Source organism: Micromonospora sp. 4G55 (assembly GCF_016803375.1).
Genome location: NZ_JAEVHN010000048.1, coordinates 1 through 20,121, shown reverse-complemented (window position 1 = coordinate 20,121; position 20,121 = coordinate 1). Strand labels below are relative to the sequence as shown.

Sequence of the window (20,121 nt, the reverse complement as noted above, 5' to 3'; positions counted from 1 at the left end):
GTGCCGCCACCGTGCCGGGACCGGTGCCACGTCGAGCACCCGCATGCCGGCCCCGGCGCCCGCCGCGTCCAGAAGCGCCCCCGCCGGGTACGCGCAGAGCCGGGCGAAAGTGCGCTGGTACGCCGCCGCGCGCCCCGCCCAGCGTTCCCGTTCGTGATCGTCGAAATCGATCCCCGTCATGGGGGCGCAGCTTAGCGTTCCGGGTCTACCGTGGAGTGATGACGATGACCTGGGTGATACTCGGGGCGCTCGGCGCAGTCCTGGCCGCGGTGGTCGGTTGGGTCGCCTGGCGGGACCGGGAGCGGACAGCCTCCGCGGAGAACCGGATGGCCGGGCAGGCTGCGCTTGCGGAGCAGCAGCGATACGAAGCAGCCCGGCACGCCACCCAGGGCCACGTCACCCATCGCGGCCACAATTCCGGATCCTGGTAGGCGGGCACCGCGCCACCACGACGGGTACGCTCCGGCGCCGGCATCGTCAGCTCCACCTGGACCCGGTCGGGCGTGGGCGCTACTCCTCCTGCGGGACAGCTGAGTCCCGGTCGTCCGCCTGTGGTCCCGGCGGTCGTCGGCCGGCATGATCAATCCACGGTCGGGGTACACCGACGGCATCGGCCGCGACGCCTGGGAGGGCAACTGTGACGGCACGCTCGGGATCGCAGTCGCGCGGCTCGCTCGCCGCGGCGGTGGTGGCGCTGGTGGTGGCGGCCGGTTGCGCCGTCGGCGGGGTGGGGGAGAGCGGCTCGCAGGAGCCCCGGGAACCGGCACCCAGGCAGTCCGGGCAGGCCGCCTCGCCGGGCCCGCAGACCACACGGGCCGACGGCACCACCAGCGTCGAGGAGTTCAAGACCGACATCGGCGACGCGGTGAACATCGCCGAGGACTACTGGGGCGCCCAGTTCAAGGCCTCCGGCCAGCAGTTCCGCCCGATCCGCCGGATCGTCCCCTACCAGCGCGAGGGGGAGGTCGCCTGCGGCGGCCAGGCGCTGCCGCGCAACAACGCCGTCTACTGCTCCCAGGGTGACTTCATCGCCTACGACGTCAACTGGTCGGTGGCCGCGTTCCGCCAGGTCGGCGACGCGTTCGTGTTCTACCTGCTCGGCCACGAGTACGCCCACGGCATCCAGGTACGCCTCGGCATCCGCTACAACTTCACCATCCAGCAGGAGTTGCAGGCCGACTGCATGGCCGGGGCGTACCTGGGTGACTCGGTCCGCTCGGGCGTGCTGACGTTGGACACGGGCGACCTCGACGAGTTCCGCGAGGGGCTGCTCGCCGTCGGTGACGACCCCGACCAGCCGTGGTTCGCGGAGGGCTCGCACGGCACCGCCGAGCAGCGCACCGACTCGTTCTTCCGCGGCTACGAGAACTCCCTGGACGCCTGCGACCTCGGCTGAGCGGGATCGTCCAGGTCACCTTCCGCGGGGAGGGCGGCGGGCCGCCCGGGCCGGGCTGAGAGGATCGCCCCGACACCATCCCGGCCGGAGGAGGCCCCCGCTGAGCAGCCCACACCCCGCCGCCGTGCTATTCGACATGGACGGCACCCTGGTCGACAGCGAGAAGCTGTGGGACGTCGCGCTGCGCGAGCTGGCGGCCGAGTACGGCGGCACGCTCTCCGACGGCGCCCGCCGCGCGGTGATCGGCACAAGCATGGCCGAGTCGATGCGGATCGTGCACGACGACCTCGGCCAACCGGAGCGGGACCCGCAGACCAGCATCGACTGGATCAACGCCCGCATCCTGGAGCTGTTCCGCACCGGGCTGCGCTGGCGGCCCGGCGCGCTGACCCTGCTCCGGGCGGTACGCGCCGCCGGCATCCCCACCGCGCTGGTGACCTCCAGCGGGCGACCGCTGGTCGAGGTGGCCCTGGACACCCTCGGGCGGGACAGCTTCGACGCGGTGGTCTGCGGTGACGAGGTGGACCTGGCCAAGCCGCACCCGGAGCCGTACCTGACGGCGGCGCGGCTGCTGGACGTGCCGATCGGCCGGTGCGTGGCGATCGAGGACTCGCCGACCGGGGTGGCCAGCGCGCTCGCCGCCGGCGCGGCGGTGCTGGCGGTGCCCGCGGAGGTGCCGATCGCGCCGATCGACGGCGTACACCAGGTGGAGAGCCTGACCGCGGCGGACCTGGAGCTGCTGGCCGCGCTGCTCGGCGAACCGCCGGCCTGAACCACGCGCGAAGGGGCCCCGCCGACCGGCGGGGCCCCTTCGTCTCTCCCTGCTGAGGATCAGTCGTGGGCGATGGCGCCCAGCACGTTGATCCGCGCGGCGCGCACCGCGGGCAGCACCGCGGCGATCACCCCGATGATCGCGGCCAGCCCGAGGAAGATCCCCATCTGACCCCACGGCAGGATCAGATCGGTGATGCCCTCGTCCTTGAGCGCCTCGACCACCGCCGCGCCGAGCCCGGTGCCGACCGCCACGCCGAGCAGCGCGCCGAAGACCGAGATCACCACCGCCTCGACGGTGATCATCCGCATGGTCTGCGCCCGGCGCAGCCCGATCGCCCGCAGCAGGCCCAGCTCGCGGGTCCGCTCCAGCACCGACAGGGCCAGGGTGTTGATGATGCCCAGCACCGCGATCACGATGGCCAGCGCCAGCAGGATCTGGATCATCCGCAGCGGAGTGTCCAGCTGGCTGGTCTGCTGCTCGATGAAGGCGGCCCGGTCGGCCACCGACACCTCGGGGCTGTCGGCGAGCAGCGTCTCGACCTGCGGCTGCACGTCGGCGACCCGGGCGCCGGGGGCGAGCTGCAGGAAGCCCTGGATCGGCTGCGGGATGGCGAAGTCCCGCGCCGCCTGCGGCGGCAGCACCACCGGGTTGGTCAGCTGCGAGCTCTCGTAGATGCCGCTGACCGTGTACGTGCGGGCCTCGCCCCGGGACAGCTGGACGGTGACCTTCGAGCCGACCGACACGTTGCGGGACTTCGCGGTGTCCGAGCTGAACAGCATCTGATCCGGCGCCAGCCGGCTGATGTCACCGGCGGTGGCCTTCGCCCCGAAGATCCGCTCCAGCGAGGCGACGTTGCTCGACGCCGCCACCCAGGTGCGCTCGCCGTTGACCACCGCCATGTCGCCGTACTCGCCGTCGACCATCTGGACGCCCGGGATGCTGGCGGACTTCTCGAGCACCGCCGGGTCGAAGCTCGGCGGGCGGGGACCGCCCTGCACCCCGGAGATCACCAGCTCGGCCTTGATCTGGTCCTCGGCCAGCGCGCTGATGCTGCCCTTGGCCGAGTCGAGGATCACCGTCACGCCGGTGACCAGCGCGATGCCGACCATCAGCGCGGCCGCGGTGATCGCGGTGCGGCGCGGGTTACGGCCCGAGTTGAGCCGGCCCAGCTTGCCCGGCACCGACCAGGCGAACAGCGCCCCGAGCAGGGACACCACCGGCCGGCTGATCAGCGGGGTCAGCAGCGCCACCCCGATGAAGGCGAACAGCACGCCGCCGAGGATGGTGGCCAGGGTGTTGTCCCCGGCGTTGCCGCTGAGCCCCAGGAAGAGCAGCGTGCCGCCGATCCCCGTGACGATCGCGCCGGCCACCGTCACCTTGGTCAGCGGGCGGTCCGGGGTGGCCACGTCCTGCATCGCCGCGATCGGCGGGATCCGCGACGCCCGCAGCGCCGGCAGCAGCGCCGCCACCACGGTGATCACCAGACCCACCGAGAACGCGCCGATCACCGCGGCCGCCGGCACGCCGATGCCGGCCAGCGCCAGCCCGCCCGCCAGCTTGCCGAACAGGTACGCCAGCAGCGCGCCGACGCCGATGCCGGCGCCCAGTCCGAGCACGGAGGCGATCAGGCCCACCGCCACGGCCTCCAGCACCACCGAGCCGATGATCTGCCGGCCGCTGGCCCCGATGGCCCGCATCAGGGCCAGCTCCCGGGTGCGCTGCGCCACGATGATCGAGAAGGTGTTGAGGATGAGGAAGGTGCCGACCAGCAGCGCCACCGCGGCGAAGCCGAGCAGGATCTTGTTGAAAAAGGAGAGCCCCTCCTTCAGCCCTGCCGAGGCGTCGGCGGAGAGCTGCTCGCCGGTCTTGACCTCGAAGTCGCCGCCGACCGCGGCGGCGATGTCGTCGCGCAGCGCGGCCTCGCCGACCCCGTCGGCGGCCTTCACGCTGATGTTGGTGAACACGTCCGGCTCGCCGAGCATCAGCCGCTGCGCCACCGGGGTGGTGAAGGCGATCTCGTTGGCGCCGCCGAGGGAGTCCCGGTCACCGCTGTAACCGAAGACGCCCACCACGGTGAAGTCCTTCTTCGGCTCCAGGGTCAGCACGCCGACCCGGTCGCCGACCTTGACCTTCGCGGCCTGCGCCAGCGCCCCGTTGATCACGATCTCGTCGTCGGCGCGCGGCTCGCGGCCCTCGCGCAGCTTGACCAGGTCGCTCTCGCCCACCCAGTTCTGGCCGAGCTGCGGCGGCCCGAACGAGGTGACCACCTTGCCGTTGCTGCCGATCAGGCGGGCGCCGTCGGCGGCGACGATCCCGGTGGCCTCGGCCACCCCGCCGACCGTGCGGACCTTCTCCAGCGTCGCGGCCGGCATCGCCGCGGGCACCTGCTCACCCTCGGTCTCGCTGAGGGCGATCTTCGGCTTGGCGGAGACGTTGACGTCGACACCCTCGTACGCGTCGGCGAAGACGGCGTCGAACGAGCGGCCGAGCGTGTCGGTCAGCACGAACGCGCCGGAGACGAACATGACGCCCAGCACCACGGCCAGGCCGGAGAGGATGAGGCGTACCTTGCGTGCCAGCAGGCTCTTCCAGGTTGCGCGGAACATCAGCGCGCCACCTCGGCCGGCGTGTCGAGCTTCTTCATGGTGTCCAGCACGGTGTCGGCGGTCGGCTCGATCAGCTCCGAGACGATCTGCCCGTCGGCCAGGAAGATCACCCGGTCGGCGTACGCGGCGGCGGTCGGGTCGTGGGTCACCATCACGATGGTCTGGCCGTGCTGGCGTACCGAGTTGCGCAGGAAGTTCAGCACCTCCGCGCCGGAGCGGGAGTCGAGGTTGCCGGTCGGCTCGTCGGCGAAGATCACCTCGGGTCGGGCGACCAGCGCCCGGGCGCACGCCACCCGCTGCTGCTGACCGCCGGAGAGCTGCGCCGGGCGGTGCCCCAGCCGGTCCCGCAGGCCGACCGTGTCGATCACCGTGTCGTACCAGGCCTGCTCGGGCTTGCGGCCGGCGATGGAGAGCGGCAGCAGGATGTTCTCCTGGGCGGTCAGCGTCGGCAGCAGGTTGAACTGCTGGAAGATGAAACCGACCTTGTTCCGCCGCAGCTTGGTCAGCCCGGCGTCGCCGAGCCCGGTCACCGTCGTGTCGCCGATGTGCACCGTGCCCTTGGTGACCGAGTCCAGCCCCGCCAGGCAGTGCATCAGCGTCGACTTGCCCGAACCCGACGGGCCCATGATCGCCGTGTACCGGCCGCGCTCGAACTCGGCGCTCACCCCCCGCAGCGCGGCGACCTGCGCCTCGCCGCTGCCGTACACCTTCCACACGTCGCTGGCCCTGGCCGCGGCCTGCGCCTGCCGGCCTACCGTCGCCGTCACGTCATATACCTCTTCCGTCTGCCTGCGGTGTCCCCGCCGCCCCCGCTGGTCGGTGGGGCTGGTTCCATCCTCGGTGCCGCGCGCCCCGATTCCGTCCGACTCCCGGCGGAGCGGATGCGGATTTCGCACTGCGGGTCGGCCCCGACCCGGGATCAGGGTTGCCCCTGAGCCGACGACCGGTCGAACGCGTTTCCGCCCGCCGGGACGGCGCCGGAACCGACGCTAGAACCTGACGCCACGTCATGGTCAACCGCGCCGCGCCGTCTTTTGTGACGGTAGGTGACCACGGCAACCGGGCCGTCGCCCCACCGGCGGCTCCTTGAGTACGCCCCGTGACGTAGCCGGCTCAGGCCTTCGAGCGCACCAGCCCCGACTCGTACGCCAGCACCACCGCCTGCACCCGGTCGCGCAGCCCCAGCTTGGTCAGCACATGCCCGACGTGGGTCTTGATGGTGGTCTCGCTGACCGACAGCGTCACAGTTGCCACCGCCCAGCGGTCAGCGCCGCTCCGGGTGGGCGCGTCCCAGGGCGCCGGCCCGGCCCCACCGGCCGGGAATGCCGAGCAACTCGATCCGGCCCATGCCCGGGGGCACGGCCGGCCTGGTCACCAGGTGGTTCCCGCGGGGCTCCATGCCGAGCATGGTCCGCAGCAACAACAGGGAGCTGCCCGTGGACCACGCCTGTGGACTGCACGCCGTGGGGTACAACACGGGATACCGGGTCAGCGTCCGGTCGTATCCGCCGAAGGCCTCCGGCAGCCTGCCCTGGAAGTGGTGCGATGCGTCGATGATCCCCTCGGCGATGCGTCCCGCCTCGCGGGTGAAGCCGTAGCGGCGCAGCCCCCACGCGATGAACGCGTTGTCGAAGGGCCAGACGGTGCCGACGTGATAGCCGAGCGGGTTGTAGCGGCCCTCCCCCTCGGCGAGGGTGCGTACTCCCCAGCCGGAGAAGAGTCGGGGGCCGAGCAGGTGTTCGGCGATGCTGGCCGCGCGGGATTCCTCGACGATGCCGCTCCACAGCAGGTGCCCGATGTTGGAGGCCAGGGCGTCGACCTGGTGGCCGTCGCCGTCGAGGGCGAGGGCGTAGTACTCGCCCTCGGCGACCCAGAAGTCGCGGTTGAAGCGCTGTTTCAGGTCGGCCGCCTCGCGTTCGAGCCGGTCGGCGTAGTCGGGGTCGTTCCAGAACTCTCGGGCCAGCCGGGCGCCGCGGATCTTGGCGTCATAGGCGTAGCCCTGCAGCTCACAGGTCGCCCGGGGCAGCGCGGGCAGGGTGCCGTCCCGGAAGGAGATGGCGTCCCAGGAGTCCTTCCAGCACTGGTTCTCCAACCCGTTGCGCTCGTTGCGGCGCTGGTACCAGACGTAGCCGTCGCCCATGAGGTCGCCGTACTCGTCGATCCAGTGCAGCGCGGCTCTCGCGGACCGCTCCAGCAGTCGCACCGTGGTGGCGTCTCCGGTCCACCGTTCGTACTCGTCGAGCAGGATCACGGACAGCGGGGTGGAGTCGGCGCTGCCGTAGTACGGCGAGTGGGGCTGCTCCTCGAAGCCGATCGTCTCCCCGTACCGCAGTTCGTGCAGCATCTTCCCCGGCTCCTCCTCGCGGAAGTCGTCGAGGACGACGCCCTGCAACAGCGCCAGCAGGCGCAGCGTCGTGAGCGCCAGTTCCGGCACGAACGGCAGCGCCTGCAGGCTGGTGAAGATGCTGTCCCGGCCGAAGATCGCCATGAACCACGGCAGGCCGGCGGCGGGCAGGGCCTGTCCGCCGCCGGTGAGCGGCATGAAGCGCAGCGCGGCGAGATCGGCCAGGCTGCGCCGGTAGGTCATCGCCAACGTGGGGGAGTCGCAGGTCAGACGGGGGGCCTCCGCGAGCCAACGGTCCAGGTCCTGCCGCAACTGCCGGCGGCCCCGAGCGGGCGAGCCCTGCAGACTCTCCCGAAGATCACGTCCGTCCACGCCCAGTGCCCGCACGTGGATGTCGGTGACCCACTCGCCGTGCGGTTCGAGCCGGACGTCGTACGTCAACCCCCGCTCGTCGATCTGCGCCGGCTCGGTGGAGGAGATCGACGTCTCCCGGTGGAACGTCTCTCGCCGATAGCCGAGCCGCAGGCACCCGTCCTCGATCCGGGCGTAGTGCCGGCCCTTCTTGTTGCGCACGTCCTTGATCTCGAAAAGGTCGGCGAAGTCGCTCTCGATGTCGATCCGGATCCGCAGGTCGACGGGCCCGGGTTCGTGGTTGATCACGGTCAGCCGCTCGTTGAAGCTCTCGCCGAGCGAGCGCTCGCGAATGGCCGACACGCTGATGTCCACCAGCGGAGTCAGGACGGTCGGGACGATGAAGAATCGACTCTCGAAGTAGTCGACCTCCTCAACGGTGAGCGCGTTGACCCGTTCACCGTTGATGGAGAGGATCCATTTCGACAGAAACCGGGTGTCGAACGAGAAAAAGCCGGTCGGGATGGCCGGCGACGCGTCGATGTCGCCGGTCTCCTCACTGACCACGAACGTGTTGCCGTCCAGCAGTCGAACGAGTCCGTCGCTCATGCCGGTCCGCTCTTCCGGTGGGCGAACTCCCGTGGGTGCTGCGCGCCGGGTGGCCCCGGCATCACCCGCTGGAGTAAACGGGCAAGCCGCACGTCACCTTCGGCCCTGAGTTCGTTACGCACCCACGCCGCGTAGATGTGCGACCTGCCGGTGACGATCCGGTCGAAGGCCGCTCGGCTGCCCCTGAGCACGCAGTCGGCCCCGCTCTCCTCCCGCGAGACGTGGACATCGCCGCGTCTGATCACCAGCAACCAGTGGTCGACCTCGTGGTCCTGTTCGAGGTCGAACCGGATGCTGCCGACGGCGTCCTCAAGGAGGGGTTCGTGGCCCCGCCGGTCGAGCGCGTCGAAGAAGTTCGCGGTGGGATTCGACATGAGCCTCCTCCGGTAGGTCCCCCGAGCCCGGACGAGCAGCCACCCTCACGATGACCGGTGGCGGCGGATCGCCGCATCACCCGCACCGGATGAAACGTCAGTGCCTGCGTGGGTGGCCCGGCGATCTCATCCGGTCCGGGTGAGGTCAGGGCACCGCAATCTGAGCGAGGCTGCACCCTGGTCGCGATTCTTCTGCAGGGGTGGTGCCATGTCGGAGACGACCCGGAAATTCTTCGACGCGCTCGAACGACACGGCCACGAACGCGTGCTGAAGAAGACGAACGGCACCATCCGATTCGACCTGGAACACGACCAGGAGGTCGACCACTGGTTCGTGGAGATCCGCGGGGGCGCCGTTCGCGTGTCACAACGGGACGGCGACGCCGATGCGGTCATCCGTACCGACCGTGCCTTCTTCGATCGCATGGTCCGTGGCGAGGCCAAACCGCTCCCGGCGTGGATAAGGAACGAGATAACGAGCGAGGGAAAGTTCCGGTTCATCGTCCTGCTGGAGCGGCTCTTCGCACCTCCGCCAGGGGCGCGACATCCGCGCGACCTCGTGCGTGACCGTGGGGGGCGCGGATGAAGACGGACCTCGTCAGGATCCTCGACGGCAACATCTTCGTGCTGAGCGACGGCAGTGGGGACCTGGAGGCGAAGCCCACCGTGCCGTGCGGGTTCTACTCGTACGACACCCGGTTCCTGTCCCTGTGGCGGCTGACCCTCAACGGTGAACGGCTGAGCCCGCTCGCCCGCGACGACCCGTCCTACTTCGAGGTGCGCTTCTTCCTGGTGCCCGGCGAACCCACCCACTACGTCGACGCGAAGGTGTCGGTGATCCGGGAGCGGTCGGTGGCCGGTAGCTTCGAGGAGCAGCTGACGGTGCTCAACCACTCCCGCGAACCGGCCGAGATCACCGTCCACGTGGAGGCGGACTCCGACTTCATGCCGCTGATCGTGGCGGCACAGGGACGTACGCCGAAGGGTCGGCTGTACCGGCGCGTCGAGAACGGCCGGCTGCATCTCGGCTACCAGCGGGACGCGTTCCGCCGGGAGACGGTCATCTCCTCCACCACCGAGCCGGCGCAGGTCGACGAACGGGGGCTGACGTACCAGATCCGGATCGAACCGCACGGCCAGTGGACCACGACGCTGCACGTCCGAGGCCTGGTGCTGCGCCCGGACGGTGAGGACGTCCGGGAGCATCTCCATCCCGGCCGCCGCCGGCGGGACAGATTCCGGCTCGAGCGGAACCTCCAACAGTGGCTCGGCACGGCTCCGCAGCTGAACTGCGACTGGGAGCCACTGGAGCGGACGTACCGGCAGTGCCTCGTCGATCTCGCCGCGCTGGGGTACTCGCCGCTGACGCTACCGGCCGAGGCGCTGCCCGCGGCAGGTCTGCCGTGGAGCGCGACCCTCGCCGGCCGGGAACCCATCTTCGCCAGCCTGCAGGCGTTGCCGTTCGCACCGGACCTCGCCCGCGCCGCCCTGCACATGCTCGGCATCGACCAGGGCGCGGTGCTCGACGACTTCCGGGACGAGGAGCCGGGCAAGATCCTGCGGGAGTTCCGCTACGGGGAACTGGTCGCGTTCGAGGAACGCCCGCAGGCCCCCTACTACGGGGCCGCCGACGTGACCCCGCTGTACGTGGTTCTGCTCGACGAGTACGAGCGGTGGACCGGAGACGCCGATACGGTGCGGGAGTTCGAGGACGAGGCGCGGGCGGCCCTGCACTGGATCGACGAGTACGGCGACATCATGGGCGACGGCTACGTCTGGTACCAGCGCCGCAACGAACAGACCGGGCTGGAGAACCAGTGCTGGAAGGAATCCCGCGGTTTCCTGTGGTCCCTCGGGGTCGCGCCCGCCGCCATCCCGGCCGAGCTGCACGCCCAGGCTGGCCTCTACCGCAGCATCCTGGCCGAGCGTCGGATGCTGATCCTGCTCGACAACTGCCGCGACTGGGACCAGATCCGGCACCTGCTGCCCGGCACCGGCGGCAGTCTCGTCATCGCCACTAGCCGCCGCCGGATCACCGGTGTGGCCGGTCAGGCGGGCGCCCACCCGCTGCACCTCGACCTGCTCACCCACGCCGAGGCCCGCGAGCTGCTCACCCGCCGGCTCGGCGACGAGGCGGCCGCCGACCCGGCCGCCGTCGACGAGATCATCGCGCGGTGCGGTCGGCTGCCGCTGGCCCTGGCGCTGGTGGCCACCCGCAGCGTCGGCCGGCCCGGGCTCAGCCTGCCCGCGGTCGCCGGCGAGCTGGCCGAGGCCGACGGTCGGCTGGCCGGCTTCGGGGACACCCACGCCGACCTGGAGGCGATCTTCTCCTGGTCCTACCGGGCCCTGACTCCCGAGCAGCCCGGCTCTTCCGGCTGCTGCCCCTGCACCCGGGCGGGGAGCTGAGCGCGGAAGCGGCGGCCGCCCTGGGCGGCCTGTCCCTGCGCTCCGCCCGCGGCCTGCTCGCCGAGCTCGGTTCGCAGCTGCTGGTCCAGCCCGGCGACGGCCGGTGGCGGATGCACGATCTGCTGCGCGCCTATGCCGTGGAGCTCGGGGAGGAGCACGACGACGCGGCCGAGCGGGACGCTGCCATCGAGCGGGTCTACGACTATTACCAGCTCAGTGCGTACGCGGCGCATCTGCCGTTGCAGCCGCAGGTGCCGCTGCCGGAGCCGAAGCCGTCCGAGCACGGGGTCACCGGGCGCGGCTTCGTCGGCCGGGCCGACGCGATGGCCTGGTTCGCCGCCGAGCAGCGGGTGCTGACCACCATCGTCGCGCGGGCCAAGGAGCGCGGCCGGCCCGGCACGGCCTGGCAGATCGCGTTGGCCCTGCAGAACTTCTTCCAGGACACCGGGCAGTTCCGGCAGTGGGCGGCGACGATGGCCACCGGCCTCGCCGCGACCGGCGACGACCCCGCCGCCCAGGCCCTGCTGCACCGGAGCCTCGCCGGCGCCTGCTACTTCCTGGCCGATCTGGACCGCGGGCTGTCGCACCTGCAGCACGCCCGGGCGCTCTTCGAGCGGCTCGGCCGGCGCAACGAGCAGGGCCACGCGGAGAACAACATCGCCGAGATCCGGCTGGACCAGCGGCGCTACCACGAGGCGATCCGGCATGCGGAGGCCGCGCGGGCGCTCTTTCGCGCCGAAGGCAACGTGCGGGGCGCCACCAACGCCCTGCTCGTCATCGCGCGGGCACAGGGCTGGCTCGGCCGGCACGTTGAGGCGCTGGGCATGTTCGTCGAGGCGCGGCGACAGTTCGAGGCCCTCGGTGACCTGCACGGGATGGGCACCACCCAGGCCTGGCTGGCGCACACGTACTCGATGATCGACGACGTGCCGCACGCGATGGCCACCTGGCAGCAGGCGATCGACATCTTCCGCGACGCCCGGGCCACCCACCACACCGCGGAGGTGTTGGTCTCCATCGGCGACTTCCACTCCGCCAACGGCGACCCGACACTGGCCGGGCAGGCCTGGAGCGAGGCCCTCGCCGAGCTCGACGGGACGGACTCGCCGATGGCCCGGCGGATCCGCGACCGGCTGCTCTGGCACCGGTGACCCGGACGCGGCGCCGGTGCGGCGCGCGTCCGGGGCCCACCGTCAGTACTGGTAGGCGCGGATGATGGTCTGCTTGACCGTGTTACCGCTGGTGTCCGTCGCGGCGGCCCGCAGCGAGACGAAGCCGGTGCCGGCCGGGTTGTACACCCGGACGACCGCCTTCTCGCCGGACCGCTGCACGGTCAGCTGCTGCCAGGTCTTGCCGTCGTCGAAGGACGCGTCGACGGTCAAGCTGCTGGTCTGGCCCGGCGCCGCCCCGACCTGACGGTCGAGCGAGATCGGGATCTCGAACAGCCGGTTGGCCGGCGCCCGGTTGTTGATGTTGAGCTCCGGAGTGAACCGGATCGCCGTCATCGGCAGCTTCACCAGTTCGCCGTCGCCCACGTGCCCGGACTTGAAGGTCCACTCCGCGTCGACCACCGTCGACAGGGTGAACGCCGGGTCGCTGCGGAAGGTCGCGGCCAGCCGGTAGTCACCCGTCTCCGCAGGCACGTTCCACACCCAGGGCGTCTCGTTCCGGTCGCCGACCTTGACCCCGTTGCGGTAGAGGTTCACCTGCACGCTGCCGCCGCGAACGTGTCGGAAGCCCATGTGCCCGGTGCCGTCGCCGTGCAGCGGCCCCGGCCCGCCGATCAGGTCGCCCCAGTAGCGGGTGGCGAACTGCTGGCCGAAGTTCGGCTCCGGGAAGACCGGCCCGGCCACCGCGTTGGCCCACTTCACCGTGTACGTGCGCCCGGGCTGGAAGCTGGTCCACGCCGACTCGTAGTACGTGTACCTCGGCTGGGCCGAGGTCGACTTCCACACCGCCTGCTTGTCCTGGTTGTAGTACTCCGTGATGATGCTCGGCGCGTCGTAGGTGAAGCTCGGCGGGATATTGCGCTCGTCGCGGTAGATCGGCGAGTTGCCGGGCGTGTGCGCCACCGCGGTCCGGGCAACCGGCACGCCGGCCACGTCCGCGCTGATCTGCGAGCGGACCGTGGCGAAGTCGTCCGCGCGCAGATCGCGGGTCAGCCCGGTCATCATCTTCTCCGGCTCGTACAGGTAGACCCGGTAGGCGTACGGGCTGTTGTGCAGGCTGCGCTGGCGCACCTGGCCCCACATCCCGTTGACGTAGGAGACGAAGCCGGCCGTCTCGCCGGCCCCGATCTGCGCCGTTCGCAGGTGGTCGAAGGGGATGCCCATCAGTACGCCGAACGGGTCGTTGCTGCCCCAGATCTGCGGCTGCTCGAGCCGGATCGTCCAGCCCAACTCCTGATGAATCGCGGTGGCCTTCGGGTTCGGCACCGACACCGCGATCGGCTTCGCCAGGCGGGCGTCCATGGTGAGCGCCTGGTCCGTGGTCAGGTCGAGGCTCGGGCGCATCAGCGAAGCGACGTCCGGGAGGTACGGGTCGCCGGTCAACAGATAGGTCTGAACCAGGTAACGGCCCGGACGGATCCGGTGCCTGGTGACCGCGGGGTTGTCGAAGACCAGGATGGTCTGCCGATCCAGATCGGTCAGGAGGGTCACCCAGCCCTGCTCGGCCGTGGGCGCTCCGCCGTCCGGCCCGACGAGCTTCAGGGTCAGCTCGCTGCGGGCGATGTCGAGCGCGACCGGGGTCTGCACCTGCACGCCGCCGCCGGCGGCGGTAACCTCACCGCCGAAGTAGCGGTCGGCAGGTCGCGCCGGCCTGCACGCCGACGGTCACGGTGGCCGTGCCGCCGGCCGGGACCGTCACCGAGGAGGCGCTGAGGCTGAACAGGCCGGCCGGCGCCGGGGCGCCGTCGGCGTCCTTGGCGTCGAGGGACACCGCCAGGGTGAGGGCGGAGGAGCCGCTGTTCGCGTACGTGATCGTGCGTTGCTGCGCGGTGGCGGTCCGCTCGAAGGCGACGCTGACCGGGCTCGCCGTGACAGTCTGCTGGATCGCCCGGCCGACGTTGAGGAAGCCGGCACCCTGCTCGTAGACGCCGATGGCGGCGTTCGGCTGGGCGGCTGCCATCAGCGTGGACTTGATCTGCTCAGGCGTCCAGTCCGGGTGCTGCTGGGCCAGGATCGCCGCCGCGCCGGCCACGTGCGGAGTGGCCATCGAGGTGCCGTTGAGGCTGGTGTACTGCGGGTTCTCGGAGTCCGGCTCCATGCCGGAGGTCGAGCTGCGGGCGGCGAGGATGCCGACGCCGGGCGCGGTGATGTCCGGCTTGATGCCGGCGTCGCCCGTGCGCGGACCACGGCTCGAGAACGAGGCCAGCCAGCCCGTCTTGGTCACGGCGCCCACGGTCAGCGCCTCGGTCACGCTGCCGGGCGAGTTCACCGTGGACTCGCCGGCCTCGCCGCTGTTGCCCGCGGCGACGACGAAGAGGACGCCGTAGCGGTGGGTGAGGTCGGCCATGGCCGCCTCGATCGGGTCGGTCTCCGGGCTGTCCGGTCCGCCGAGGCTCATGTTGGCGACCTTGACGCCCTGCTCCGCCACCCAGGTCATGCCGGCCACGATCGCCGACTCCGGGCAGCCCTGCTCCACGCAGACCTTGGCGCTGTAGAGGCTCGCGCCGGGCGCCATGCCCTTGAATCGGCCCTGCGACGCTGCCGCGCTGCCGGCGATGGTGGAGGCGACGTGGGTGCCGTGGCCGACCCGGTCGAGGGTGTCCGGGTCGGCGGTGAAGTTCGCCGCAGCGGCGACATGGCCGGCCAGGTCGGGGTGGGTCTGGTCGACGCCGGTGTCGATCACGCCGACCTTCACCCCCGTTCCCGTCCAGCCGGCCTTCCAGGCCTCCGGCGCGCCGGTCAGCGGGACGCTGACGTCGAGGGTCGGCTGGCGCAGACCGTCGAGCCAGATCTTGTCGAACCCGGCCCGCAGCTGCCGCTCGGCGCCACTCCCGGCGGACGTGACGTTGTTCCAGAAGGACACCGCGTCCGTGCGGCTCTCGGCGACAGCGCTCGCCCCGGAGAGCTTCCGGGTGGTCCGGGCGCCGGCGAGGCCGGCGGGGGCGTCGCCGCTGTGCTTGACGATGAGCGGCAGGGTGGCCCGGGTGTCGTCGTAACCGAAGCCCACCAGCGTCGAGACGTCGAAGAGCCGCGCGTCGAGCTTGCCCCGGTTGAGCAGGCCGACGGCGTCGGCGGGGATGACCCGCACGTCCTTGCCGGCGCTGTGGGTGATGAACGGAATCCGTTCCCGTCCCTTGCCCGGCACGACGTCGACGGCGGTCTGGCCGTTCACGGTGCTGACGTGGACGGTGTCGCCGGTGAGCAGAGTGACCGTCCGGGGCTTGGCCGCGACCTTGGGTGTGGTCGCCGGCTGCGCGGCCGTGGGCTGCGCCGATGCCGGCGCACCCCCCGGAGCCACCGCCGAGACGCCGAGCACCAGCAGTGCCAGCGCCGATATCTTGTGAACTGAACGCATCATTCTCCCTGGATGAACGCGAGAGGTATCCGGGTGCTCCGGACGTGATCGGCGGGTGAAAGTTCATCCGGAGTGACCTGGATCACAGCCGGCCCGGTCCCGCGGGCATCCCGATTCGCGCCAACCGGCACCCCGACCGGCCCTACCCTGTAGCTCAGGCGAGGCCGTCGACCACCGCGCTGTCAGCGCATCGAGCCCGCTCGGCAGGCGGGTGCGGTCGGGCGGATCACCAGGCTCGACCACTCATCGAGGCGCTTGTCGCGCGGGCCGGTCATGTCCTGCGTCGTCAGGTAGGGCCGGCGATCCCGCGTCTGATTGTCGCGCCCGCTGCGCCTCACACCGGGTCTGAGACAGGAGCGCACCATGCGGGTGGCGGTCGCCGGCGCATCCGGCAACATCGGGTCCCTCACCGTGGCGGCCCTGCAACGCCACGGGCACGACCCGGTACCCATCAGCCGGTCGCACGGCGTCGACCTGCTGACCGGACGGGGACTGGACGAGGCCCTCAACGGCGTCGACGCTGTCATCGACGCGCTCAGCGCGCCACCCGCCGACCGCGAGGCCACGGCGACGTACTTCGCCACCACCACACAGAACCTGCTGAGAGCGGAGCAGCAGGCGGGGGTACGCCACCACGTGGTGCTCTCGATCGTCGAGGTACACCGCATCGCGGGAACCGCGCACTATTCGGGCAAGCGCGAGCAGGAGCGCCTGGTATCCACCGGACCGGTGCCGTGGACCATCGTGCCCGCCACCCAGTTCTTCGACTTCGCCGCGACGGTGACCAAGTGGACCGAACAGGATGGCATCGCCTACCTGGCGCCACTGCTCGTCCAGCCGATCGCGCCGGCCGACGTCGCCGAATTCCTGACAGTGGCCGCAGCTGGCCCACCGCAGGGACGCCATCCCGATGTGGCCGGCCCCGACCGTCACGACCTCGTGGACATGGCGCGCCGGACCCACCAGGCGATGGGACGGGTCATGAAGATTGTCCCCACCTGGGAGGCGATCCTCGGCGCGGACATGGCGGGAAACGTGCTGCTGCCGGGACCGGATGCCCGGATAGCGTCCACGACCTTCGACGACTGGCTCGCGGAGCAGCAACCGGAATGAGCAGGAGCCGGGTGGAGGGCTGGTGTGGATGATGCGTGCTGCAGTGCTTCGAGAGTTCGGTGTTCCGCTGCGAGTCGAGGAGATCGGCCAAGCCGTCGCCAGCTCGGGTCAGGTGCTCGTGCGTGTCGTGGCCAGTGGGGTGAACCCGCTCGACACGAAGATCCAGGCCGGGAAGGCCCCGCACGCGCGCGTCGAACTGCCGGCGGTGCTCGGTCTGGACCTGGCCGGCGTCGTCGTCGCGCTCGGCCCGGATGTGACCGGCTTCCAAGTGGGCGACGAGGTGTACGGGCTCACCGGCGGGGTGGGCGACCTGCAAGGCTCGCTGGCCGAGTACGCCGCCGTGGACGCCCGCCTGCTGGCGCGCAAGCCGCGGACGCTGTCGATGCGTGAGGCCGCCGCGCTGCCGCTGGCCGTGATCACCTGCTGGGAGGGGTTGATCGACCGGGCCGGGGTCCGCGCCGGGCAGAAGGTACTGGTCCACGGCGGCGCCGGCGGCGTCGGCCACGTCGGCGTCCAACTCGCCCGGGCCCGCGGCGCCGAGGTGTACGCGACGGGCGCACCGGCGAGCATGGGCGTGATCGAGAGTCTCGGTGCGGAGCCGATCGACTACACGTCGACCAGTGTCGAGGAGTACGTCGGCAGGTACACCGCGGGTGAAGGTTTCGACATCATCGCCGACAACGTCGGTGGTGCGACACTCGACGCCTCGTTCGCCGCGGTGCGTACCTATCACGGGCACGTCGTCAGCGCGCTGGGCTGGGGGTCGCACTCGCTCGCGCCGCTGTCGTTCCGCGGCGCGACCTACTCCGGGGTGTTCACCCTGCTGCCCATGCTCACCGGGCGCGGTCGTGAGCACCATGGCCAGATCCTGCGGGAGGCTGCGGCCCTGGCCGAGGCCGGCGCGCTGCGGCCACGACTGGACCCACGGCGGTTCACACTCGACACGGTCATGGACGCCCACGCGCTGGTTGCCGGCGCAGCCAGTGACGGCAAGGTCATCGTCGACATCGACGGCTGAGCGAGGCCGTGCACCGTGCAGGCCCTCCCTGCGCCGTGCACCCCGAAGCATTCGAGTGGTCACGTCCTCGCCGGCCGTGCGAGGAATCCGCTGCCGGATCCCGTCCACGAGGACCGGGCATCAAGGGCGGACCAGGTGGCCAGGGCCCCCGCCAGCACCGGCCGTTCGCTATCGTGCCCTCGTTCCGGCCGTCCGGCCGGTCACCACGGGGGAATCACCATGAGACACCGCACCACTCTGTTCACGCTGGGTCTGGCCGGCGTCCTGCTCGTCGCGGCTGGGTGCACCGGGTCGACGGAACCCACCCGGGCCGAGCCGACGGTCCGGGCCGGCAGCACCGCGCCGTCTCCGACGCCCGACACCGCGCGGGCCGAGTTGGTCGAGGCGTTGCAGCGGTCGCAGGGCGTCGCCCACCGGTACGCGGTGCGCGGCGAGCTGCCCGAGGGGGAGTCCGTCAAGGGCACCGGTGTCTTCGACCCGAAGGCGCGCCGTTTCCAGTCGACGATCGCGGTCACCGGCGGGAAGTACCCTTCGGCGGGCAGCCGGATCGTGATCGGGACCGACAGCTACGTACGGCCGTCCGACGAGAAGGACTGGGTGCACGTCGACCTGAAGCGGGTGAAGCGGGACGACCCCTTCCTGCGCTTCGACTGGGCCGACCCGACCGGCCTGAAGACGTTCACCTCGACGATCACCTCGGTGCGGCGGACCGGCCCGCACTCCTCGACCGGCCGCTTCGACCCGGACGGTAAGGACGTGGAGTCGTTTCTCCCCGTGGGCGCGCCGAGCCTCGTCTCGCTCGGTATGCCCCTGTCGCCGTTCACGATCACGACCGACGACCGGGGCTGGGTCACCTCGCTCACGGTGGAGCTCACTCCCAGCGAGGGCCCGAAGCTGACGATGACCACCACGATGAGCGGCCACGGGAAGCCACAGCAGATCAAGGCGCCGGCGCGGGCGGGGGAGGCCGCCGACTTCTACTACGGCAAGTGACGCGCAGCTCCTCAGCCGCCGGCGTGGCGGCGCCGTTCCCGGCGGGCCGCCAGGACGCTCCAGCCGATCGACACCGACAGGGTCAGCACCACCACCAGCAGGGTGAGCCAGAGCGGCAGCGTGCCCACCGGCGTCTCGGCCAGGATCAGCTTCGCCCCGGCGAACGCCAGCAGCACCGCCAACCCGTAACGCAGGTGGCCGAAGTGCCGCAGCAGTCCGGCCAGACAGAAGTAGAGGCTGCGCAGCCCCAGGACGGCGAACGCCGTCGCCGTCCAGACGAGGAAGGTGTTGGTGGTGATGGCCAGGATCGCCGCCACGGAGTCGATCGCGAAGACCACGTCGGTCGCCTCGATCGCCACCAGCGCCACCAGCAGCAGCGTTGCCCGCCGCCGGCCGTCGACCCGGACGGTGAACCGGTCGGCGTGGTAGCGCTGCTCGGTCGGCACCACCCGCCGGAAGAACCGGACCACGACGTTGCGGTCGGGGTCGACGTCGGGTTCGCCGCGCACCGCCAGCCGCCACCCGGTCCAGATCAGGAACGCCCCGAGCACGAACCCGGCGAAGGCCAACCGGTGCAGCAGTTCCGCCCCGGCGAAGATGAAGACCAGTCGGAACGCGAGTGCGCCGACCACACCCCAGAACAACACCTTGTGCTGGTACTGCTCGGGCACCCGGAAGTAGCCGAACAGCAGCGCGAAGACGAAGACGTTGTCGACGGAGAGCGCCTTCTCCAACAGGTAGCCGGAGTAGTACGCGACCGCCGGCTCGCCGCCCCACCCCACCCAGACGATCAGGCCGAAGGCCAGTCCGGCGGCGATCCAGACGCCGCTCCAGATCAGCGCTTCCCGCAGCTCGATCACGTGGTTGTCGCGGTGGGAGAGCACGTCCACCGCGAGCATGACGGCGATGACGGCCCCGATCGCGGCCCAGGCCCAGAGCGGAGCCGGGAACATGCCCGGGTCCATCAGACGCCCTCCGCATCCACCAGAGGAATCGACGGCGGCTGTCGCCGCCGTGCAGCCGGATCAGGCAAGCGGCTACCGTGCGAGCGGAGCGGTCAGCTGGTGTTCCGTTGCCGCGGCGCAACGTCGCTGAGCTTAGCCAGCGATCATGGCGCATCGCTGTCTGCTCGGTGGGCGTCACCCGTCCGGGGTCGGCCCGCCGCTGATGTCACGAGCCGGCAGCCGGCGTCCGTCAGTCGGGCAGGCCGGTGCAGGCCGCGCCGTCGATGGTGCAGGCCGTGGGGGTCGAGCTGATCGGCGCGCCGCTGACCCGGAAGCTGACCAGGACCGAGCTGCCGGCCGCCACCTCTGCGGTCGTCTCGTCCGGCACGAAGGTCCAGGTCGCGCCCGCGCGGGTGACTCGGGCGCCGCTGACCGAGGAGATTTCGAGGGATTCCCGAGGCAGGGTGATGACCAGGGTCCAGTTCGTCACCCTCGTCCGACCGGCGTTGCTGATGGTCACGTCGGCGCCGTAGCTGAGCAGGGCGCGCTCCTCGATGGCGAAGGCGGCGCGCAACGCGGCCGGGGTGCTCGACCCGCCGCCGCTGACGGGGTGCGCGCGGAGGGCGTGGTGGCCTGCTGGGCCGCCGCGGCCGACCGCGGGTCCGCCG

The 20,121-nt window shown here is 71.2% G+C and carries 17 protein-coding genes and 2 pseudogenes; 9 read left to right on the top strand and 10 right to left on the bottom strand.

What is annotated here, in order from left to right; all coding sequences use genetic code 11:
• Window positions 1–180, bottom strand: a pseudogene (locus JNW89_RS07025) (hypothetical protein); the annotation flags it as partial.
• A 38-nt stretch (window positions 181–218) separates the two neighbouring features.
• Between JNW89_RS07025 and JNW89_RS07020 the strand changes: the two are divergent.
• The 3 genes from JNW89_RS07020 (at window position 219) to JNW89_RS07010 (ending at window position 2,168) form a co-directional block, all read left to right on the top strand.
• Window positions 219–431 carry a hypothetical protein gene (locus JNW89_RS07020; protein WP_238448226.1) on the top strand — a complete coding sequence of 71 codons (213 nt, stop codon included), beginning with the start codon at window positions 219–221 and terminating at the stop codon, window positions 429–431.
• Window positions 432–637: 206 nt separating this feature from the next.
• Entirely contained in the window at window positions 638–1,396 is a 759-nt protein-coding gene (locus JNW89_RS07015; protein WP_238448225.1) for a neutral zinc metallopeptidase, read from the top strand.
• 124 nt (window positions 1,397–1,520) lie between these two features.
• Window positions 1,521–2,168 carry an HAD family phosphatase gene (locus tag JNW89_RS07010; protein ID WP_238448224.1) on the top strand — a complete coding sequence of 216 codons (648 nt, stop codon included), beginning with the start codon at window positions 1,521–1,523 and terminating at the stop codon, window positions 2,166–2,168.
• A gap of 59 nt (window positions 2,169–2,227) precedes the next feature.
• Here the strand turns inward: JNW89_RS07010 and JNW89_RS07005 are convergent, their stop codons facing one another.
• From JNW89_RS07005 to JNW89_RS06985, 5 genes and pseudogenes are all read right to left on the bottom strand, one after another.
• Complete coding sequence (locus tag JNW89_RS07005) at window positions 2,228–4,777, bottom strand: ABC transporter permease (protein ID WP_238448223.1); 2,550 nt, start codon at window positions 4,775–4,777, stop codon at window positions 2,228–2,230.
• Window positions 4,777–5,544 carry an ABC transporter ATP-binding protein gene (locus JNW89_RS07000; RefSeq protein WP_238448222.1) on the bottom strand — a complete coding sequence of 256 codons (768 nt, stop codon included), beginning with the start codon at window positions 5,542–5,544 and terminating at the stop codon, window positions 4,777–4,779. Before JNW89_RS07000 ends, JNW89_RS07005 begins: the two co-directional genes overlap by 1 nt.
• Before the next feature lie 346 nt (window positions 5,545–5,890).
• Window positions 5,891–6,016: pseudogene (locus JNW89_RS06995) on the bottom strand (response regulator transcription factor); the annotation flags it as partial.
• A 25-nt stretch (window positions 6,017–6,041) separates the two neighbouring features.
• Window positions 6,042–8,081: a glycogen debranching N-terminal domain-containing protein gene (locus tag JNW89_RS06990; RefSeq protein ID WP_238448221.1), complete on the bottom strand. Its 2,040-nt coding sequence runs from the start codon at window positions 8,079–8,081 to the stop codon at window positions 6,042–6,044.
• On the bottom strand, window positions 8,078–8,455 hold the full coding sequence (locus JNW89_RS06985; RefSeq protein ID WP_238448220.1) for an SCP2 sterol-binding domain-containing protein: 378 nt from the start codon (window positions 8,453–8,455) through the stop codon (window positions 8,078–8,080). The genes JNW89_RS06990 and JNW89_RS06985 overlap by 4 nt, the downstream gene beginning before the upstream one ends.
• 208 nt (window positions 8,456–8,663) lie before the next feature.
• On the opposite strand from JNW89_RS06985, the gene JNW89_RS06980 reads away from it, so the two are divergent.
• The 3 genes from JNW89_RS06980 (at window position 8,664) to JNW89_RS06970 (ending at window position 12,012) form a co-directional block, all read left to right on the top strand.
• Window positions 8,664–9,041, top strand: a complete 378-nt coding sequence (locus JNW89_RS06980; protein WP_238448219.1) for an SCP2 sterol-binding domain-containing protein — start codon at window positions 8,664–8,666, stop codon at window positions 9,039–9,041.
• A complete protein-coding gene (locus tag JNW89_RS06975) occupies window positions 9,038–10,861 on the top strand; it encodes a glycogen debranching N-terminal domain-containing protein (protein WP_238448218.1) in 1,824 nt (607 codons plus the stop codon). The genes JNW89_RS06980 and JNW89_RS06975 overlap by 4 nt, the downstream gene beginning before the upstream one ends.
• 110 nt (window positions 10,862–10,971) lie before the next feature.
• Entirely contained in the window at window positions 10,972–12,012 is a 1,041-nt protein-coding gene (locus JNW89_RS06970) for a tetratricopeptide repeat protein (protein WP_238448217.1), read from the top strand.
• Between the two features lie 42 nt (window positions 12,013–12,054).
• Here the strand turns inward: JNW89_RS06970 and JNW89_RS06965 are convergent, their stop codons facing one another.
• A complete protein-coding gene (locus JNW89_RS06965) occupies window positions 12,055–13,623 on the bottom strand; it encodes a hypothetical protein (RefSeq protein WP_238448216.1) in 1,569 nt (522 codons plus the stop codon).
• A gap of 22 nt (window positions 13,624–13,645) precedes the next feature.
• Entirely contained in the window at window positions 13,646–15,385 is a 1,740-nt protein-coding gene (locus tag JNW89_RS06960) for a S8 family serine peptidase (protein WP_238448215.1), read from the bottom strand.
• 363 nt (window positions 15,386–15,748) lie between these two features.
• Between JNW89_RS06960 and JNW89_RS06955 the strand changes: the two genes are divergently transcribed.
• From JNW89_RS06955 to JNW89_RS06945, 3 genes are all read left to right on the top strand, one after another.
• Window positions 15,749–16,498: an SDR family oxidoreductase gene (locus tag JNW89_RS06955; RefSeq protein WP_238448214.1), complete on the top strand. Its 750-nt coding sequence runs from the start codon at window positions 15,749–15,751 to the stop codon at window positions 16,496–16,498.
• A 28-nt stretch (window positions 16,499–16,526) separates the two neighbouring features.
• Window positions 16,527–17,516, top strand: coding sequence for a zinc-dependent alcohol dehydrogenase family protein (locus JNW89_RS06950; protein WP_306344818.1), 990 nt, complete (start codon window positions 16,527–16,529; stop codon window positions 17,514–17,516).
• Between the two features lie 219 nt (window positions 17,517–17,735).
• Window positions 17,736–18,509 carry a hypothetical protein gene (locus JNW89_RS06945; protein ID WP_238448212.1) on the top strand — a complete coding sequence of 258 codons (774 nt, stop codon included), beginning with the start codon at window positions 17,736–17,738 and terminating at the stop codon, window positions 18,507–18,509.
• An 11-nt stretch (window positions 18,510–18,520) separates the two neighbouring features.
• On the opposite strand, the gene JNW89_RS06940 is transcribed toward JNW89_RS06945, so the two are convergent.
• Together JNW89_RS06940 and JNW89_RS06935 are read right to left on the bottom strand one after the other, a co-directional pair.
• The gene (locus JNW89_RS06940) at window positions 18,521–19,474 is read right to left on the bottom strand and encodes a TerC/Alx family metal homeostasis membrane protein (RefSeq protein WP_238448211.1); all 954 of its coding nucleotides are present in this window, start codon (window positions 19,472–19,474) and stop codon (window positions 18,521–18,523) included.
• A gap of 229 nt (window positions 19,475–19,703) precedes the next feature.
• On the bottom strand, window positions 19,704–20,121 hold a 418-nt coding region (locus JNW89_RS06935; RefSeq protein ID WP_238448210.1), incomplete at its 5' end, for a cellulose binding domain-containing protein.

What these genes read in the sequence shown, in the direction of transcription:
- JNW89_RS06990 (WP_238448221.1), bottom strand. Translation starts at nt 8,081, where the DNA reads ATGAGCGACGGACTCGTTCGACTGCTGGACGGCAACACGTTCGTGGTC.
- JNW89_RS06955 (WP_238448214.1), top strand. Translation starts at nt 15,749, where the DNA reads ATGCGGGTGGCGGTCGCCGGCGCATCCGGCAACATCGGGTCCCTCACC.
- JNW89_RS07005 (WP_238448223.1), bottom strand. Translation starts at nt 4,777, where the DNA reads ATGTTCCGCGCAACCTGGAAGAGCCTGCTGGCACGCAAGGTACGCCTC.
- JNW89_RS06980 (WP_238448219.1), top strand. Translation starts at nt 8,664, where the DNA reads ATGTCGGAGACGACCCGGAAATTCTTCGACGCGCTCGAACGACACGGC.
- JNW89_RS06950 (WP_306344818.1), top strand. Translation starts at nt 16,527, where the DNA reads ATGATGCGTGCTGCAGTGCTTCGAGAGTTCGGTGTTCCGCTGCGAGTC.
- JNW89_RS06940 (WP_238448211.1), bottom strand. Translation starts at nt 19,474, where the DNA reads ATGGACCCGGGCATGTTCCCGGCTCCGCTCTGGGCCTGGGCCGCGATC.
- JNW89_RS06970 (WP_238448217.1), top strand. Translation starts at nt 10,972, where the DNA reads ATGCACGATCTGCTGCGCGCCTATGCCGTGGAGCTCGGGGAGGAGCAC.
- JNW89_RS06945 (WP_238448212.1), top strand. Translation starts at nt 17,736, where the DNA reads ATGAGACACCGCACCACTCTGTTCACGCTGGGTCTGGCCGGCGTCCTG.
- JNW89_RS06985 (WP_238448220.1), bottom strand. Translation starts at nt 8,455, where the DNA reads ATGTCGAATCCCACCGCGAACTTCTTCGACGCGCTCGACCGGCGGGGC.
- JNW89_RS07020 (WP_238448226.1), top strand. Translation starts at nt 219, where the DNA reads ATGACGATGACCTGGGTGATACTCGGGGCGCTCGGCGCAGTCCTGGCC.
- JNW89_RS06960 (WP_238448215.1), bottom strand. Translation starts at nt 15,385, where the DNA reads ATGCGTTCAGTTCACAAGATATCGGCGCTGGCACTGCTGGTGCTCGGC.
- JNW89_RS06975 (WP_238448218.1), top strand. Translation starts at nt 9,038, where the DNA reads ATGAAGACGGACCTCGTCAGGATCCTCGACGGCAACATCTTCGTGCTG.